Origin of the sequence: Pseudomonas sp. 67(2021) (assembly GCF_017491835.1) — a bacterium.
Taxonomy (GTDB): domain Bacteria; phylum Pseudomonadota; class Gammaproteobacteria; order Pseudomonadales; family Pseudomonadaceae; genus Aquipseudomonas; species Aquipseudomonas atacamensis.
This window is the reverse complement of the sequence record NZ_JAFGYL010000022.1, coordinates 53485-72434: the sequence shown is the minus strand read 5'-3', so window position 1 is coordinate 72434 and position 18950 is coordinate 53485. Positions and strand designations below refer to the sequence as shown.

The 18950-nt window shown below is 60.1% G+C and carries 11 protein-coding genes; 3 read left to right on the top strand and 8 right to left on the bottom strand.

Features of this window, described 5'->3' with window-relative positions; all coding sequences use genetic code 11:
• The first annotated feature begins 113 nt into the window (after window positions 1-113).
• On the top strand, window positions 114-1277 hold the full coding sequence (locus J5M66_RS22600) for a type III PLP-dependent enzyme (protein WP_123443380.1): 1164 nt from the start codon (window positions 114-116) through the stop codon (window positions 1275-1277).
• 23 nt (window positions 1278-1300) lie between these two features.
• On the opposite strand, the gene J5M66_RS22595 is transcribed toward J5M66_RS22600, so the two are convergent.
• The 4 genes from J5M66_RS22595 to J5M66_RS22580 all read right to left on the bottom strand — a co-directional run bounded on the left by J5M66_RS22595 (window position 1301) and on the right by J5M66_RS22580 (window position 6109).
• Entirely contained in the window at window positions 1301-2194 is an 894-nt protein-coding gene (locus tag J5M66_RS22595; RefSeq protein ID WP_207809270.1) for a hypothetical protein, read from the bottom strand.
• Window positions 2195-2242: 48 nt separating this feature from the next.
• Window positions 2243-4456, bottom strand: a complete 2214-nt coding sequence (locus J5M66_RS22590) for an alpha-xenorhabdolysin family binary toxin subunit A (RefSeq protein ID WP_207809268.1) — start codon at window positions 4454-4456, stop codon at window positions 2243-2245.
• Between the two features lie 226 nt (window positions 4457-4682).
• Window positions 4683-5432, bottom strand: a complete 750-nt coding sequence (locus J5M66_RS22585) for a tetratricopeptide repeat protein (protein WP_207809266.1) — start codon at window positions 5430-5432, stop codon at window positions 4683-4685.
• Window positions 5429-6109, bottom strand: coding sequence for a Fe2+-dependent dioxygenase (locus tag J5M66_RS22580; RefSeq protein WP_024011586.1), 681 nt, complete (start codon window positions 6107-6109; stop codon window positions 5429-5431). Before J5M66_RS22580 ends, J5M66_RS22585 begins: the two co-directional genes overlap by 4 nt.
• 207 nt (window positions 6110-6316) lie before the next feature.
• Between J5M66_RS22580 and J5M66_RS22575 the strand changes: the two genes are divergently transcribed.
• Both J5M66_RS22575 and J5M66_RS22570 read left to right on the top strand, forming a co-directional pair.
• Window positions 6317-8632 carry a TonB-dependent siderophore receptor gene (locus J5M66_RS22575; protein ID WP_016771736.1) on the top strand — a complete coding sequence of 772 codons (2316 nt, stop codon included), beginning with the start codon at window positions 6317-6319 and terminating at the stop codon, window positions 8630-8632.
• 235 nt (window positions 8633-8867) lie between these two features.
• Window positions 8868-11396 carry a sulfite reductase flavoprotein subunit alpha gene (locus J5M66_RS22570; protein ID WP_207809278.1) on the top strand — a complete coding sequence of 843 codons (2529 nt, stop codon included), beginning with the start codon at window positions 8868-8870 and terminating at the stop codon, window positions 11394-11396.
• Between the two features lie 119 nt (window positions 11397-11515).
• Here J5M66_RS22570 and J5M66_RS22565 read toward each other — a convergent pair whose 3' ends face one another.
• From J5M66_RS22565 to ptsP, 4 genes are all read right to left on the bottom strand, one after another.
• Window positions 11516-13057, bottom strand: a complete 1542-nt coding sequence (locus tag J5M66_RS22565; protein WP_207809265.1) for an alkaline phosphatase D family protein — start codon at window positions 13055-13057, stop codon at window positions 11516-11518.
• Between the two features lie 172 nt (window positions 13058-13229).
• The gene (locus J5M66_RS22560; protein ID WP_207809263.1) at window positions 13230-14963 is read right to left on the bottom strand and encodes a PTS fructose-like transporter subunit IIB; all 1734 of its coding nucleotides are present in this window, start codon (window positions 14961-14963) and stop codon (window positions 13230-13232) included.
• Between the two features lie 11 nt (window positions 14964-14974).
• Window positions 14975-15916, bottom strand: a complete 942-nt coding sequence (pfkB, locus tag J5M66_RS22555) for a 1-phosphofructokinase (RefSeq protein ID WP_207809261.1) — start codon at window positions 15914-15916, stop codon at window positions 14975-14977.
• The gene (ptsP, locus tag J5M66_RS22550; protein WP_122610853.1) at window positions 15916-18777 is read right to left on the bottom strand and encodes a phosphoenolpyruvate--protein phosphotransferase; all 2862 of its coding nucleotides are present in this window, start codon (window positions 18775-18777) and stop codon (window positions 15916-15918) included. The genes pfkB and ptsP overlap by 1 nt, the downstream gene beginning before the upstream one ends.
• Window positions 18778-18950: the final 173 nt, after the last annotated feature.

Below are 18950 nucleotides of genomic sequence, written 5' to 3'. Positions count from 1 at the left end.
GGGCCTTTTTGCTTTCGGCGACATGCCTTGGGAAGTAGGCGAACCAAAGTGGGGATACGGAGGGCGTTCATGCACCCATTGTTTTTACGAGTTTGCCCATAGGAGCACCCAGCATGTCGATCCAGGTCGAAGACTATTTCGCGCGCGCTACATTCGACAAAATGAAGGCGTTCGCCGACAAACAGGAAACCCCGTTCGTGGTGATCGACACCGCGATGATCGCCCAGGCCTACGATGATCTGCGCGCCGGTTTCGAATTCGCCAAGGTCTACTACGCGGTCAAGGCCAACCCGGCCGTCGAGATCATCGACCTGCTCAAAGACAAGGGTTCGAGCTTCGATATCGCCTCGATCTACGAGCTGGACAAAGTCATGGATCGCGGCGTCAGCCCGGACCGTATCAGCTACGGCAACACCATCAAGAAATCCAAGGACATCCGCTACTTCTACGAGAAGGGCGTGCGTCTGTTCTCCACCGACTCCGAAGCCGACCTGCGCAACATCGCCAAGGCTGCACCGGGTTCGAAAGTCTATGTGCGCATTCTCACTGAAGGCTCGACCACCGCTGACTGGCCGCTGTCGCGCAAGTTCGGCTGCCAGACCGACATGGCCATGGACCTGCTGATCCTCGCCCGCGACCTGGGTCTGGTGCCGTACGGCATCTCGTTCCACGTCGGTTCGCAACAGCGCGATATCAGTGTCTGGGACGCGGCGATCGCCAAGGTCAAAGTGATCTTCGAACGCTTGAAAGAAGAAGACGGCATTCACCTGAAGCTGATCAACATGGGCGGCGGCTTCCCGGCCAACTACATCACCCGCACCAACAGCCTGGAAACCTACGCCGAAGAGATCATTCGCTTCCTGAAAGAAGACTTCGGTGACGACCTGCCGGAAATCATTCTGGAGCCGGGCCGTTCGCTGATTGCCAACGCCGGTATTCTGGTCAGCGAAGTGGTGCTGGTTGCACGCAAGTCGCGCACTGCCGTCGAGCGCTGGGTGTATACCGATGTGGGCAAGTTCTCCGGCCTGATCGAAACCATGGACGAAGCGATCAAGTTCCCGATCTGGACCGAGAAGAAAGGCGAGATGGAAGAAGTCGTCATCGCCGGCCCGACCTGCGACAGCGCCGACATCATGTACGAGAACTACAAGTACGGCTTGCCGCTGAACCTGGCGATTGGTGATCGTCTGTACTGGTTGTCGACCGGTGCGTATACCACCAGTTACAGCGCGGTCGAGTTCAATGGCTTCCCGCCGCTGAAGTCCTACTACGTGTAATCAATGCTCTGAATAAAAGGCCCTCACTGGGGCCTTTTTTTTGGGCGCAGCCATGTTTCAAGATCGTTAAGCATCGCCATGAATTCTTCGGCTTGCTCTTCCGTTGCAGCCAGTTTGAAATTCAGTGCACGGAGTTTCGACTCACGCTCCGCCGTCAAGAGCTCATGAATAGCCGTGTCCATGTACATTTCAATTGTCTCGAGAAACACTCCGACTTGCATGCTCACGGATGCCAATCCGTGGAACAATCCAACAACACCCGACTTGTATTCCACGCCCCGGACCAGCGGATCCATTGACGAGTACGCCCCGTCCCAAAACGGTTGAGTGCGCCTCTCGCGAAACAACTCCTGAACGATTGTCGGTTCGGTATGGCACTGGCAAGAGCGGTGATCCATCGCTTTGGCAAATACCGATTTAAGCCCGAACGACTCGTCATGCACTTCAACGATTGTATATTTCAACTGGCGTACCATCGCCCTCAGCCGGTACAGGCGCAGCACCAGCTCGTGAACAAGATCCGAGACATCGGTTGGCGGAAACAAGATCCAGGTCGGCGACCGGGACAAACTATACAAGTTGAAATCCACTTGGCTGAGAAGAGTATTTCGAGAGGTATTTTTGCCGATTTCCAATGACTCGCTTGTGAACGTCGCCAGCTCCGATACGTAAGCACTGCATAGCTGACTTACCTCTTTGGTGCATCCCCAGAAGTCTCGCAAGTAGCGCTCATTGAAAGGGACATTGTTCAGGCGCGAGTCACTGGCCAATACCGCCAGAGCATGGCCGCTGTGTCTACGGCATTCGAATACCACGGGAATATTGGCGATCAATGTGTGAATAGAGCCGAGAAATGCTGTGTAGCGATCCAGAACGCGCCGCTGCTCTGCAGAAAACTCATGGGCAAATGAATTCATCATTATTCGAAAGCGATGGGCGCGCAGCCCACCGCTCCCGACTCCTTATTATTGAGTCAGCTTCAGATATTTGATTACGTCGTTAATACGAGCAATTGCCGTAGCCGCTCGCTCCTCAACGTGTTGTGCCTTGTCCTGCTTGAAGTCTCGGCAGAACAATTCCATACCCGCCGCCAGGTTCGAGTACTCGTTCACATAGCGCCAGCGTCCCTCGTCCAGTTGATCCAGCACAGTGACCAATTGAATTTTTCCGTCGATCCGAACGATGTCGTTGTGGTATTTCCTGACCTGGGTGCGCAAATCGCCGGCTTTTTCCTTGAGCCTGTCGTAGGACGCCAGCATGTTCAGGAAAGAAATCGCCTCGCCGATACCCGAGATTATTTTTTTCAGGGTATCGATGGCCAGCAATGCGACTTGCACCTGGGGTGGCGCCAGCCCGAGTGCTTTAAGACGATCCAGCGTTAGCTGTGCTTCCTCACCGATTTTTTCCACGCCGGCCTTGGCGATCAAATCGATTCCATCGGAAACCGTTTTCATCTGCGCTTCGAGATCGATCAGTTTCTCTTCAGCATTGATTTTCAGCGCTTGCGATACATCGCGATCCTGTTGCAGCGTCGCGACCCATTGCTGCGAGGTGGCCCGATCATAAGGAGTGCTCATTCCGTTGCGGGTGACTTTAAGGTCTTCAGATCGCTCCGAAAGCTTGTTGAAGATGCCCTTGAGTTCGAACTCCATATCTTCATGAATCTCTTCCTCATCGTCTGGACTGGGAAGTTCCACCTGATAACCCTTGAGCTTGGCTTGCGCACGTTGCAGATAGATGATGTTAGCCTGTGCCTGATCACGAATATCGAATGTTGCTCTCTGAACAGCGACACAGAGCTCATTCATGCTGCTGACTGTTCCCGGTAAATAATCGAACTGCTCAAACAGCATTTGCGCCGTGGTATTTTCGGCTTGAATCACGCCAGCGTGATTACGCAACGCCGCGATATTGACTTCCGGATAAGCTGAATGACTTTTTAGCGATAGCATGACGGTCTTGCTCCTGAATGTTTGAAGGCTGCTTCCATACTCTTTGTCAGCCGCTGCAAATACACCGAGCAGTTGATCGGCACTGACTTTGATCTGCTCCCACGGATCAATTACCCCGAGTAGCTGATTTTTGAATTTCCTCAAGGAAGTAGCTTCTTCGAGGAGGTTTATGTCATTGACGGACGCACTGATGTAAGTACTCAGCGCGTTCCAAACCAGCATCAGATTTTGTGTAGCAACTTCAGCTTCGATCGCAACATAGCTGAGGTTTTGCAAGTCGTCGCGCACTTTGTTCAAGGAACTCAGTGTCTGGTTCTTGCTGGCCATTTTCTGGTTGTCAGCTTGCTGCTCGTCCTTGAGTCTGTTTCGCTCCTTGCGAATTTTCTCTGCTTTCACTCCTTGATAAATACCGAGAATCAAGCCGCCGATATTCAGAGTTGCTGCAGCCTTGATCGCTTCCTGGACTAATTGATCATACTGCTTATTAAGTTCATCAATATCCTTCGAGCGCTGGTCGATCACAGCTTGTAGCACCTGAATATCCGCCTGATAGGTGTTCTTCGAGACGAACTCCAATCGCAGCCTGATTTCCGGTAACACTTTCTCGCGCATGTCGGTACCAAACTTGTCCAGCTCCTCACGGACTCTCTCGGCTTTCAAATGGCAGAGCCGGACCTTGCCGAGCAAGTCGTTGAGGTAGTCCTTGATTTCTGGAACATCGCCTTCCGGCAAGTCCAGGCCGGGAAGATTGGGGAACTGTTGCTTGAGTTTCAAGTACTCTTCGGGGGTTTTGATATCGTATTTTTCGAGGTATCCGGAAACTTTCAGATCCTCATAGATCTCGACAATAGCCAGGCCGGTGCGGATGATGCTCCCTGCGAAGATCTTCAAATCAGTGCCAGTGAGCATGATTTGCTCGCGCAATGGCGACCAGCGTTTGGCGTGATCATAGGTGGTGGTGAATGTCCGCAGAAAGTCAGCAGGTGTCAGGCCTACACCACCGCCATCTCCTGCCCCATAGTTCAAATAGGAAATAACATCCTGCAATCGAACCGGCAAAGACAAACCAAGAACTTCATACTTTCTTAAACTGATGATTTGCTCTTTTGTCAATTGTATACCGGTATCCCGATTATATTCCTCACCCTCACCGAGTGACGCACTGACAAATATCTGAGGTGCTTTTGCAGCAGCCTCAACAATCTTGTTATTTACCCTGATGCCCATAAGAAACTCCTTGTCTCTTCGGATACTTATTAAAAGTTATTTTCGATACACACGCCAAAAACCTTTCAATTAGTTGAATCGCCGTATCGCAAAAATACCTTAGGACAACAGGATAAAAACCAACAACCTGATAAATGTGAGCAATCACTACAAGTCAATTAATCAACCGACTAATCACTTAGAACCAAAACAATTCAATTTATTGACAAGCAACACAATTAAGCTCTTACATACCGCCGGATAAGCGCATACGATAAGCTTCGCCCATCGCTCGAATGCGCGGGTGCGGCGCATTCAACAGCGACTCAGCGGCGACCCGCAGGAATTTTTCGTTGCCCGTAGCCAGCGCTTTGCCCAGCCAGCCAAGCGCATCCTCGATGTGCCCCGCGTCGGCGAGCACCCCGGCGTGACTGAATTGTCCGCGAAAATCACCGGACTCAGCGGCACAGCGATACCACTCACGCGCCGCCGGCAAGTCTTGCGGACAATGCTGTCCTTCCTCCAGATAACGACCCAGCAAATTCATCGATTTGGCGTGGCCCAAGTCAGCTGCACGACGATACAAGTCCAAGGCATGCGCCTGGTTTTGCGCGACGCCGCGCCCCATGGCGAGAAGGTTGGCCAGGTTGTACATCGACCAGTCCAGCCCCGACTCGGCAGCGATTCGATAATGCTGCGCCGCCACCGAGGCATCCGCCGCACAACCCCAACCATGCTCATGACAACGCCCGACCATATTGCGCGCCATCAGATGTCCGCGCCCGGCGGCGATGCCGAACCAGCGCAATGCAAGCGGTTGATCCTGCGCGATGCCCTGACCGTCCAGCAGGATCTGCCCAAGCAGCGCCTGCGCTTCAACCTCACCCTCGCCCGCCGCGAGCAAAATCGCTTGCGCAGCGCGGGCCGGGCTTTCTTCAAGCATTGCCGCCAACCCGGCCGCATCGAGAACTTCCTCGCGGCGCAACTGGAAACTCATACCTCGACCCAGCGCCGCAGCAGGTTGTGATAAGTGCCAGTGAGGCGGATCAGCGAAGGGTGATCGGGAACGTCCTGAGTCAGCTGCTGAATCGCCCCGTCCATTTCGAACAGCAACGCGCGCTGGCTGTCTTCGCGCACCAGGCTTTGCGTCCAGAAAAACGAGGCATAACGCGCACCACGTGTGACCGCATTGACCTTGTGCAAACTGGTGCCCGGATACAACACCATGTCGCCGGCCGGCAGCTTCACACGCTGGGTGCCGTAGGTGTCCTGGATTTCCAGCTCACCGCCGTCGTAATCTTCCGGTTCACTGAAAAACAACGTCGCCGACAAATCGGTGCGCACTCGCTCGATGCTGCCCTTGGGCTGGCGCACGGCGTTGTCGATGTGGAAATCAAAACTGCCGCCGGCCGTGTAACAGTTCACCAACGGCGGGAAGACCTTGTGCGGCAATGCGGCGGACATGAACAGCGGATTCTTCCACAGCCGCTCGAGCATCGCCGCGCCGATCTCCTTGGCCAGCGGGTGGCCTTCGGGCAGTTGCAGATTGTGCTTGGCCTTGGCCGACTGGAAGCCGGCGGTGATCTTGCCGTCGGCCCAATCCGCTTGCTCCAGAGCCTGGCGGATGCGCTGCACTTCGTCTTTTGCGAACAGCCCGGGAATGTGCAGCAGCATGGCGATGTCACCTGATGGCAAGAAGGCGGCAATGGTATTGATTCTTATTGACCGTGTAAAACCCGCAAGACGAACGAACAGGCAGAAACCGTAAGGGCAAATTGTAAAGAATGTAAATTCAATGCGAATAACAATGTTTCGCAATTGATACGAATACCTGTTTACCCTATATTCCGCCGCCTCAAATCCTTGGGGAGGGGAATAACAATGGCACGTCAACACGCACAATTACCGGTCAGTTCACCACGTCTGCTCGCCTCGGCAATCGGTGTCGCAATCACCGCCGGCTCGGCTGGGCAGATGGTCTTCGCGGCGGAAAAAACCGACAGCAAAGCGTCCGGCAACGCCATCGCCCTGGACGCCACCGCCATCACCGGCGAAGCCCAGGACTCGACGTCCTACCAGGTCGAAAAAGCCTCCTCGCCCAAGTACACCGCACCGCTGGTCGACACCCCGCGCTCGGTCACCGTCATCCCGCAACAAGTGCTCAAGGACACCGGCGCGCTGAACATGCAGGACGCGCTGCGCACTGTGCCGGGCATCACCTTCGGCGCCGGTGAAGGCGGCAACCCGCAGGGCGACCGTCCGTTCATCCGCGGCTTCGACGCCCAGGGCGACACCTATCTGGACGGCGTGCGCGACACCGGTTCGCAGAGCCGCGAAATCTTTGCCGTGGAAAACATCGAAGTCAGCAAAGGCCCGAACTCGGCGATTGGCGGTCGCGGCGCAGCCGGCGGCAGCATTAATCTGGTGAGCAAGAAAGCCCATCTGGGCAACTCGTTCGACGGCGGCTTCACCTATGGCTCCGACCAGACCCAGCGCTACACCCTCGACGGTAACTACCAGTTCAGCGACAGCGCTGCCGGCCGTCTCAACCTGATGAGCCACGAGAGCAACGTCGCCGGTCGCGACAAGGTCGATTACGACCGCTGGGGCATCGCGCCGTCGCTGGCCTTCGGCCTGGGCACCGATACCCGCGTCAACCTCGACTACTACCATCTGGAAAGCAACGACACCCCGGACTCGGGCATCCCGTACACCATTCCCACCGGTGGTTCGGCCGCACGCACCAAGTCCAACCCGGACAAGCCATACGCCGGGGGCGATCACGACAACTTCTATGGTCTGGATCGCGACTTCCGCAAGGGCCGCACCGACACCGCGACCTTCGCCATCGAGCACGACCTGAACGATGCGCTGACCATCAAGAACACCCTGCGCCACGGCAGTAGCATGCAGGATTACATCCTCACCCAGCCGGACGACAGCAAGGGCAACGTCAACAACGGCAGCGTCTGGCGTCGGGCCAACACGCGGGTGAGCAATACTGAAACCACCACCAACCAGACCGACCTGTTCGGCACCTTCTACGTGGCCGGTTTCAAGAACAGCTTCTCCACCGGTGTCGAATACACCCGTGAGCAGAGCGAGAAATCCTCGTACAACGTCAACACCGACACCACGCCGCGCACCAGCGCTGTCACCACCAACTGCAACCCGGGCCTGATCGGCGCCGCCAGCGGTTACAACTGCACCTCGCTGTCGAACCCGAATCCGAACGATCCGTGGAACGGCGCAATCTCGCGCAACTACGCCGGCACCGACACCCAGGCCGACACCTACGCGCTGTACGTGTTCGACACGCTGGAGTTGTCCGAGCAATGGCTGGTGAACATGGGCCTGCGCTACGACCACTTCGACACCGACTACAAAACCTACAACGCCGCAGGCCGCACCACCTCCAAGGGTGATGACACCAGCGAATTCGTCACCGGCCAGTTCGGCGTGGTCTACAAGCCGGCGGAAAACGGCAGCATCTACGCCTCTTATGCGACCTCGGCGACGCCGCCGGGCAACACTTTGGGCGAAGGTCAGGAAGGCAACCCGCTGGGCGGCACCCCGGATCGCAGCGGCAACCTGCTGAGCAGCGACATGGAGCCGGAAACCACCAAGAACTACGAGATCGGCACCAAGTGGGATCTGCTCAATGATCGCCTGTCGCTGACCGCCGACATCTTCCGCACCGAGAAGGAAAACGCTCGCGTGCAGGTCGACACCAGCTCCTACGAGAATGCCGGCAAGACCCGCGTGCAAGGCTTCGAACTGTCGGCCAGCGGCAAGATCACCGACAAGTGGCAGGTGTTCGCCGGTTACGCCTTCATGGACAGCGAACAGGTTGACGGTGGCCCGCTGGGTCGCGCCAACGACGGCAACGATCTGCCGAACACGCCGAAAAACAGCGCCAGCCTGTGGACCACGTATCAGGTCACGCCGAAGCTGACGATCGGTGGTGGCGCGTTCTACGTCGACGACGTCTACGGCAGTGTTGCCAACACAACGATGGTCGATTCGTACGTGCGTTACGACGCGATGGCGGCCTACAAGCTGACCAAGAACGTCGACCTGCAACTCAACGTGCAGAACCTGACCGACGAAACCTATTACGACAAAGCCTTCTCGACCCACTTCGCCAACCAGGCGGCGGGACGTACGGCGCTGTTGAGCACCAATTTCCACTTCTGACCGATGTGAAAATCCGTGGGAGCGAGCCTGCTCGCGAAGGCAATCTTTCAGCAACATCGATGCTGACTGACACACCGCTTTCGCGAGCAGGCTCGCTCCCACAGGGAATGTGCCGCGAGGCTCGGCCCCGTTCATTCAGTTGAACGGGGCTTTCGTGTGTTACGCAAAACGCTTCTTGATAACCCACGGCATAATGCGCGCCGTGATGACAATTTCCGAACGGACGGCGAGTGACGTGTTGAAGAAAACCCTGTTCCAGTTGCACTGGTTTTTTGGCATCACCGCAGGGCTGGTGCTGGCCCTGATGGGCATCACCGGCGCGGCCTATTCGTTTCAGGACGAGATCCTGCGCGCGCTGAATCCGTCCGTTCTGCAGGTGGAAAAACAGGTCGCCGGCGTGCTGCCGCCGGTGGAACTGGTGGAGCGCATTGAAGCCGCCTCCGGCAAGAAAGTCGCGATGCTCTGGGTCGAGACCGACAGCGGTCACGCCGCACGCGTTTACTTCACCCCACCCAAAGGCGAACGGCGTGGCGAGATGCGCTACTTCGATCCGTACACCGCCGAGTTCAAGGGCGACGCCACCGGTCAGGATTTCTTCGGCCTGATGCTGCAACTGCACCGCTTCCTCGCCATGGGCGATACCGGGCGCAACATCACCGGCGCCTGCACCTTGATGCTGTTGTTCTTCTGTCTCTCTGGCCTGTATTTGCGTTGGCCGCGCCAATGGAACAGCTGGCGCGTGTGGTTGACTCTGGACTGGAAAAAGAAGGGCCGCGCGTTCAATTGGGATCTGCACTCGGTGGCCGGCACCTGGTGCCTTTTAGTCTATCTGCTGCTGGCGTTGACCGGCTTGTCATGGTCGTACGAGTGGTACAACAAAGGCCTGACCCGACTGCTTTCCGACGCGCCGCAAAACGAACGCGTACGCGGCGGTCGCGGCCCGGCGCCGGAAGGCCCGGCACCGACCGCCGACTACGCGGCGATGTGGAGCAGCATCTACAGCGCTGCCGGCCCGGGTCTGGCCGCGTACAACGTTCGCATGCCGGCGGTGGCCGGCCAGCCGGCGACGGTGTTCTACCTGCTCGACAGCTCGCCCCATGACCGCGCGCTGAACCAGATCACCCTCGACCCGGCCACCGGCGTGGTCAAACGCGTCGACCGCTATGCCGACAAAAGCTTCAAGGCCCAACTGCTGACCAGCATTTATGCGCTGCACGTCGGCAGCTACTTCGGCCTCGTCGGGCGGATCATCGTGACGATTGCGGCGGTGTGCATGCCGCTGTTTTTCATCACTGGCTGGCTGCTGTATCTGGACCGTCGACGCAAGAAAAAGCAGATCAAGGATGCCCGCCAAGGTCTCGCACAACCGTCCGCCGATGCTTCGGCGTGGCTGATCGGTTTCGCCAGCCAGAGCGGATTCGCCGAGCAACTGGCGTGGCAGACCGCCGGACAATTGCAGGCCGCCGGATTGCCGGTCAACGTGCAGCCGCTGGCCAATCTCAGCGAACAGGATCTGCGGGACTCGAATAACGCATTGTTCGTGGTCAGCACCTTCGGCGACGGCGAAGCGCCGGACAGCGCCCGTGGTTTCGAACGCAAAGTGCTGGCCAAGGCCTCGACACTCGACAGCCTCAACTACGCCGTGCTCGGCCTCGGCGATCGGCAGTACGCGCACTTCTGCGGCTTCGCCAAGCGCTTGCATCAATGGCTCGGCGAGCACGGCGGCAAGACCCTGTTCGCCCCGGTGGAGGTCGACAGCGGCGATCCTTATGCGCTGCGTCACTGGCAAACCCAACTCGGCCAGCTCACCGGACAGGCGCCGAGCGAAACCTGGCAAGCACCGAGCTACGACAACTGGACGCTGGTCCGTCGCGAACTGATTAACCCCGACAGCAGCGGCGCGCCGGTCTACCTGCTCGGTCTCAAAGCCCCGGACACCCGCAGTTGGCTGGCCGGTGACCTGGTCGAAGTGCTGCCACGCAACTGCCCGTGGGCCATCGAACATTTCCTCGACGGCCTCGGCATCCGTGGCGAAACTCAGGTGAAGGTCAACGGCATCGACGAGCCGCTGGAGGTTGCCCTCGCCTCACGCCAACTGCCCGAACACCGCGCACATCTGGTCGGTTTGCATGCGCAGTCGCTGGTCGACGCGATGGTGCCGCTGGCGATGCGCGAATACTCGATCGCCTCGATTGCCGCTGACGGCGTGCTGGAACTGATCGTGCGCCAGGAACAGCACAACGACGGCAGCCTCGGCATCGGCTCCGGCTGGCTCACCGAACACGCGCCAGTGGGCGGCAGCATCAGCCTGCGCGTGCGGCGCAACAGCGGTTTCCATCTGCCGAACGAACCCGTGCCGATGATCCTGCTGGGCAACGGCACCGGCCTGGCCGGCCTGCGCAGCCTGCTCAAGGCACGCATTGCCGACGGCCAGCAACGGCAGTGGCTGCTGTTCGGCGAGCGTAACCGCGAGCACGACTTCCTCTGCCGCGCCGAGCTGGAGGAATGGCTGGTCAATGGTGATCTGGCGCGGCTGGACCTGGCTTTTTCGCGGGATCAGGCCGAGAAGATTTATGTGCAGGATCGCTTGCGTGAGTCTGCGGATGAATTGAAGAAATGGTTGGCAGATGGTGCTGTCATCTATATCTGCGGCAGCCTTCAAGGTATGGCCTCAGGCGTCGACCAGGCCCTCAACGATATCCTCGGCAGCGCCGAAGTCGAACGCCTGATCGAACAGGGCCGCTATCGCCGGGACGTTTACTGACCCAACACCATCCCCTTGTGGGAGCGAGCCTGCTCGCGAAGGCGATTTAACAGTCAACATTGGTGTTGGCTGTAAGTCCGCTTTCGCAAGCAGGCTCGCTCCCACAGGGGACGCGTTGCTCAGACCGGTTGGAGTTTCTGTTCGAAAACAGCGATGCCATCCAGATCGCGCAACACCACGCTCATCTCGCCGCTCTGCCCTTCGATATTCACCTCACCAAAAAACTGAAACCCGGCAAACGGCGAGGTGTTCTGTGCGGGCGGTGCTTTCTCGAACACCACCTCAGGCCCGAACGTCTTGTCCAGTGGATTCGGCCCGAAACTGCCGGCGTTCAACGGCCCGGCGACAAATTCCCAGAACGGTTCGAAATCCTGAAACGCGGCGCGGTCCGGGTGGTAGTGGTGCGCCGCGCAGTAATGCACGTCCGCCGTCAGAAACACGAAATTGCGCACTTGCCGCGCGCGCAGAAAGCCGAGCAATTCGGCAATTTCCACTTCACGCCCCTGCGCCGGGCCGGGATCGCCGTTGGCCACGGCTTCCCAACGTGCAACGCCCGGGCTGACCTCGCCGTCCGGGACGCCAAGGCCGATAGGCATGTCGGCGGCGATGACTTTCCACTGCGCCTTCGATGCCTGCAATTCACGCTTGAGCCAGTCCAGCTGTTCACGGCCGAGAAACGGTTTTACCACGCCGAGGTTGTCGTCGTTGGCCTCGCGATAGCTGCGCATATCCAGCACGAATACGTCGAGCATCGGCCCGTAGCTGAGCTTGCGATAAATGCGCCCGCCGCCGTCCGCCGCTTGCAAACGCATCGGCGCATATTCCAACCATGCCTGCCGGGCGCGACCCACTAGCTTGTGGATATCTTTCTCCTGATAACGCTCATCCAGCTGCTTGCCCGGCGACCAGTTGTTGACCACTTCGTGATCGTCCCACTGCCAGATCTGCGGCACTTCGGCGTTGAAGCGGCGGATGTTTTCGTCCATCAGGTTGTAGCGATAGTTGCCGCGATAATCGTTGAGGGTCTGCGCGACTTTGCTTTTGGCTTCGGTGGTGACATTGCGCCAGATGCGCCCGCTTTCGGTGGTCAGTTGCGCGGGCACCGGGCCGTCGGCGTAGATGGTGTCGCCGCTGTGGATAAAGAAGTCTGGCAGGCGCAGGCGCATGGCTTCGTAGATGCGCATCCCGCCGATGTCCGGGTTGATTCCGAAGCCCTGGCCGACGGTGTCACCGCTCCAGACAAAACGGATGTCGCGCCTGGCCGTCGGCACGCTGCGCAGATGGCCGAACCACGGTTCGCTGGCGACGCCGCTCTGGGCGTCTTCGAAGTGCACGCGATAAAAGATCGCCTGGTTGGCCGGCAGGCCGGTGAGTTCGACGCGGGCGGTGAAATCGCTGCGCGCATCGGCCAGTGGCGAGACGAATTTGCGCGGGTTGCCGAACAGGCTGCCGGTGTCCCACTCGACCACCATGCGCGCCGGGCGATCGCTGCGGCTCCAGATCATCGCGCGGTCGCCGAGCAGGTCGCCGGACTGCACGCCGTCGGTGAGCTGCGGACGATCCTTGACCGAGGCAATCACCGCCGGCGCCAGCCCCGGCAGCAACAGTCCGGCGCCGACCGCTTGCATGACGCGACGCCGACCGAGATTGAAAGCGCTCATGGTGTTCTCCCTGCAAAAGGGAAAACTTAAGCATGCCTATATGAACTCGCCATGACACCCTTAACCATGTGGGAGCGAGCTTGCTCGCGAAGGGTACCTATCAGTCGAAATTTTTTTCGCTGACACACCGCTTTCGCGAGCAAGCTCGCTCCCACAGGTTTTGCGACGTCAGCTAAGCCTTGGCCGGTTCCAGCGCTAACTCGACAGCCTCAGGCCGTTTGAGCAGCGCATACACCACCGCCGTGACCAGGCTCCCCGCAACAATCGCCAGCAGATACAGCAGCGCATGGTTGATCGCATTGGGGATCGCCAGCACGAACAAGCCACCGTGCGGCGCCATCAGTTTGCAGCCGAAGTACATCGATAAGGCACCGGTCAGTGCGCCGCCAGCGATGCTCGCCGGAATCACCCGCAGCGGGTCTTTCGCGGCAAACGGAATCGCCCCTTCCGAGATAAAGCACAGGCCCAGCACGAACGCTGCTTTGCCGGCCTCGCGCTCGGTCTGGGCGAACTTGCGCCGGGCAATGAAGGTGGCGATGCCCAAGCCAATCGGCGGCACCATGCCGGCGGCCATGGTCGCGGCCATCGGTGCGTAACTCTGCGAGGCCAGCAGCCCCACCGAAAACGCATAGGCAGCCTTGTTGATCGGCCCGCCAAGGTCGACGCACATCATGCCGCCGAGCAATACGCCGAGCAGAATCGCGTTGGTAGTGCCCATGCTGTCGAGGAATTGGGTGAGCGCGGCGAGCATGCCGGCGACCGGTTTGCCGACCACGTAAATCATCACCAGGCCGGTGACCAGACTGGCCAGCAACGGAATGATCAGAATCGGCTTCAGCGCTTCCAGGCTCTGCGGCAATTTCACATAGCGGGCGATGGCTTTGGCGGCATAACCGGCGATGAAACCGGCAATGATCCCGCCGATGAATCCGGCGCCCAGAGTGCCTGCGAGCAAGCCGCCGATCATCCCCGGCGCCAGGCCCGGGCGGTCGGCGATCGAGTAGGCGATGTACCCGGCGAGCAGCGGCACCATCAGCTTGAACGCGGTTTCGCCGCCGATCTGCATCAGCGCCGCCGCCAGCGTGCCTTCTTCCTTGTAAGCGGTGATGCCGAACACGAAGGACAACGCGATCAGCAAACCACCCGCCACCACCATTGGCAGCATGTACGACACCCCCGTGAGCAGGTGTTTGTAGACGCCGGTTTTTTCCGACTTGGCCGCAGCCTTGCCGTCGCTTGCCGCACTTTCCACTGCGCCTTCGGCCAGGGCTTTTTTCAGGGTCGCTTCGGATTGCTTCAGGGCAACGCCCGTGCCGCAGCGATAGATTTTCTTGCCGGCGAAACGCTCGGTAGCGACGTCGATATCCGCCGCCAGCAGCACCACGTCAGCCTCGGCGATAGCCGTTGCGCTGAGCGGGGTTTTCGCGCCCACCGAGCCTTGGGTTTCGACCTGCAATTCATAGCCCAGGCGCTTGGCAGTCTGCTGCAACGCTTCGGCGGCCATGAAGGTGTGGGCGACGCCGGTCGGGCAGGCCGTGATGGCGACGATGCGTGGCGCACGTGGCGCGTCAATCGCCGGTTCGACTGCGCTGGCCACGTAGACTTCGGCATCTTCAGCACCACGACGCAGCACCGCTTCGACATCCTGCAAGGCCTGCGCCGGAGCGATCTGGAACACACGCTTGCCGACGAAGCGACTCATGTCCACCGCGCCAGTGGTGACCAGCAAGACCCACTCGGCGGCTTCGATGGTCGCCGCCGACAATTCGCGTTCCGGGTGCGCCGGATCGACCACTTCAACGCTGGTGCTCCAGCCCTGACGCTGCGCCGCTGCATCGAGCAGACGCGCGCACAGCACACTGGTAACCATGCCGTTCGGGCAAGCCGTAACAATGGCTAACTTCATCACAAACCCTCTTATTGTTCTGTCAGGGGGCGCACGCGCACGCCCTGTTCGAGCTGCGCCAGTTGCGCAGCGTCGTTGATGCCAAAACCGATCTGGGTCACCGCCATTGCCGCAATCGCGGTGGCGGTGCGCAGGGTTTGCTCGGGGGTGTCGGCGCTGAGCAGACCGTGGAGCATGCCGGCCAGCAATGAATCGCCGGCACCAACCGTGCTGGCCACGCTGACCTTCGGCGGCGAGGCATGCAGGGCCGAGCCGACACTGAACCAGTTGACCCCGTCAGCGCCGTGGGAAATCACCACGTGCTCGATGCCTTGGCCGTGCAAACGTGCGGCGGCTTGTGCTTCGGCGATCGGCGACACCACTTCGCAGCCGAGGGCGTGGGCCAATTCTTCGGTGTTCGGCTTGATCAGCCAGGGGCTGGCCTGCAACGCCGCGCGCAAGGCTTCGCCGCTGGAATCGAGGGCGACTTTCAAGCCGAGCGCGTTCAACCGTTCAATCAGCTCGCGCAACCACTGCGCCGTGACGCCGCGCGGCAGACTGCCGGCGACCACCACTGCATCGTGCCTCGGTGCGATCTGCTGCAAGCGATCAAGCAAGGCTTGCTGCGCCGTTGCATCAACCACCGGGCCAGGCCCGTTGATGTCGGTGATGCGCCCGTCCTGTTCGGCGACTTTGATGTTGCTGCGCGTCTCGCCCGGCACGCGGATGAACGCGTCGACAAAACCACGCTTGGCGAACAGGGTCTCGAACGCTTGCTGATTGTCTTCGCCGAGAAAACCGCTGACGGTGACCTGATGGCCGAGATCCGCCAGCACCTGGGCGACGTTGACGCCTTTGCCCGCAGCGTGGGTGTGCATCTCCTCGCTGCGATTGACCTGACCGGCATCCAGCCGTGACAGCTCGACGGTGAGGTCGAGTGCCGGGTTGAGGGTCAGGGTGAGAATCTTGGCCATTACAGGGCCTCCACTAATGCGCGCACTTCATTCGCGCTGCCCACGGCCAGGGCCTGTTGAGCGAGGGTTTGCGCCTGGGGCAGGCTGAGTTCACGGATGCGCGCCTTGACTTCGGCAATGCTGCGCCCGGACACGCTGAGCTCGTCGACACCGAGGCCGACCAGCACCGGCACCGCCAGCGGATCAGCCGCCAGTTCGCCGCAGACGCCCACCCATTTGCCATGGGCATGGGCGGCGCGCACGGTGATGTCGATCAGTTGCAGCACCGCCGGGTGCAAGCCATCCGCTTGTGCAGACAGCGTCGGGTGACCACGGTCGATGGCCAGGGTGTATTGGGTCAGGTCGTTGGTGCCGACGCTGAAAAAGTCGACTTCCTTGGCCAGAACCGGCGCAAGCAACGCGGCCGACGGCACCTCGATCATGATCCCCAGCTGAAGATCGGCGACTGGAATTTCCAGACGCAGGCGTTCGGTCATGTCGCGGGCCTGGCGCCATTCTTCGACGCTGCCGACCATCGGGAACATGATCCGCAGCGGACGGTTGTCGGCCGAGCGCAGCAAGGCGCGCAGTTGCGCTTCCATGATCTGCGGCCGCTGCAGGGTCAGGCGGATGCCGCGCACGCCGAGGAACGGGTTTTCTTCCTTGGCGATCGGCCAATACGGCAGCGGTTTGTCGCCGCCGACATCGAGCGTGCGCACCACCAGCGGCCGTCCAGCCAGACCATCGAGGACGCGACGGTATTCGGCTTCCTGGGTTGCCTCGTCCGGTGCCTGCGGGTGGGCCATGAAAATCAGTTCGGTGCGCAGCAGACCAATGCCTTCAGCGCCCTGCTCCACCGCGCTGGTCACGCCTGCGCTTTCGCCGATGTTGGCGAACACTTCGACGGCGTGGCCGTCGGTGGTGTGTGCCGGTTGATGGCGTTGTTCGGCGGCGATCTTCAGGCGTTGCTCGCGGGTGTCGCGCTCTTCAGCGGCACGCTTGAGGGTCGCGGCATCGGCGTCGACATGCAGACGGCCACGCTGACCGTCGAGCAACAGCGGCGTGCCCGGCTCGAGCAACAGCACCGCTGCACCCGCGCCGACCAGTGCTGGAATACCGAGCGCGCGGGCGACGATGGCGCTGTGCGCGGTAGCACCGCCGCGCGCGGTGAGAATCCCTGCCACTCGCGCAGGATCCAGGCGCGCGACATCGGACGGGCCGACTTCGTCCATCACCAGAATGTACGGTTGCTCAGGTTCGTTCGCGGTTTGCACGCCACACAGCTGCGCCAGCACCCGGCGACCGATGTCACGCAGATCGGCGGCACGCTCGGCGAGCAAAGCGTCCTGCAGCGATTCCTGCTGTTTGGCGGCGGCTTCGATCACTGCCATCCACGCCGCTTCGGCGCTTTCACCTTGCTTGAGGCGGGTGTCGACTTCGTCGGTCAGATCCGGGTCGTCGAGCATTTCCTGGTGAGTGATGAAAATCTCGCGAATCGCCTTGGCCTTGCTGCGTTCGATCAAGCCTTGGATGTCGCGGCGCACGTCGCTCAGCGCTTGCTTGAGGCGCTCGCGCTCGATCGCGGCAGATTCGCCGCGCAACGGGTAATCGATGGCTTGCAGCACCTGAATGTGCGCAGGGCCGATGGCGATGCCCGGTGCGGCAGGAATCGCCTGCAACAGGCTGCCGGAGGCCGGCGCGATCAATACTTCGGCGATGTCGGCGATCACTTCGCGCTGCTGACTCACGGCCGGCAGCGGCTCGACTTCCTCACCGAGGCCTTCTTCAATCGCCGCGAGCAGGGCCGGCAAGGCATCGGCGGCGATGCTCGGCTCGGCGATCAGCTCCAGCACCTGACCGCGGCGGGCGCCGAGACTGAGCAGTTTGCTCAGGCTCTTCACCGACACGGCGCTGTCCTGGCTGTCGACGATGCGCACGCGGATTTCACCATCAAAACTCTTCGCCAGTTGCGCAAGAATCTTCGCTGGTCGTGCGTGCAAACCATGGGCATTGGCCAGGGCAATACGTGCACTCGGCCAGTCGGCCGGCAGTTCACCGCCGAGCACTTCGAGAACTTTGCGGCTGCTGGTGGCGCGGCCCAGTTCGTGGCCGCGACCTTCGATCAGCAACGCGCACAAACGCTCGAGCAACGCCTGATGCGCTTCGCCCAGACTGGCGAGGCAGAACAGTCCGCTGAGCGGCTGGCCGAGGTAGCGCATCGGTTTGTCCGGGGTGACGAACGCCAGTCCCGGACGCTTCACGGTCTGCTCGCTGTGCAGCCACCACAGGCCATCGCCCAGTGGCAGCGCTTCGACTTGCTGCAACACGCCGGCAAAGCCGTTGCTCACACAATCGGCCTGACGCAGCAGACGTGCGCCGCGCCAGACCAGTTCTTCGAAATCGTCGGCCGACACGCCGAGGCCGATCATCTGCGCATCCAGCGCCAGTTCCTGCGGCGCGCCTTGCAACAGTTTAAGCAGCGCTTCGGGGGAGCTGGCGCGACGCAAGGCCTGGCCCAGATCGGTCTCGCCGAGGGCGCGGGTCAGCAGTTGCAGCAGGCGCAGGTGTTCATCGGATTTCGCCGCGATGCCGATGGCCAGATAAACGATCTGGCCATCGCCCCAATCGACACCATCAGGAAACTGCATCAGGCGCACGCCGGTGGCGAATACCTGATCGCGGGTTTCCGGCGTACCGTGGGGAATGGCGATGCCTTGACCGAGAAAGGTCGAGCCCTGGGCTTCCCGGGCCTGCAGGCCGGCGAGGTAGCCGTCGGCAACCAGACCGTCGGCGACCAGATGACTGGCCAGCAATTGCAGGGCAGCGGGTTTATCCACGGCCGACTGGCCCATGGATATCTGCTCTATAGTGAGCTCGAGCATGCGATCTCCTTTTTGGCGCAGTTCAACGCCAGGTATTGTTTTGAATGGTTCACAGCTTAGGCGCTCTGCCGCGCTTTTCAGCGGCAGTTTTGGCGGTTTCACGGCAGGACCGGCCAAAGGCGTCTAAAACGTAGAAAATACGCTTGCTGAAACGTTTAATCTAGATTGATCGG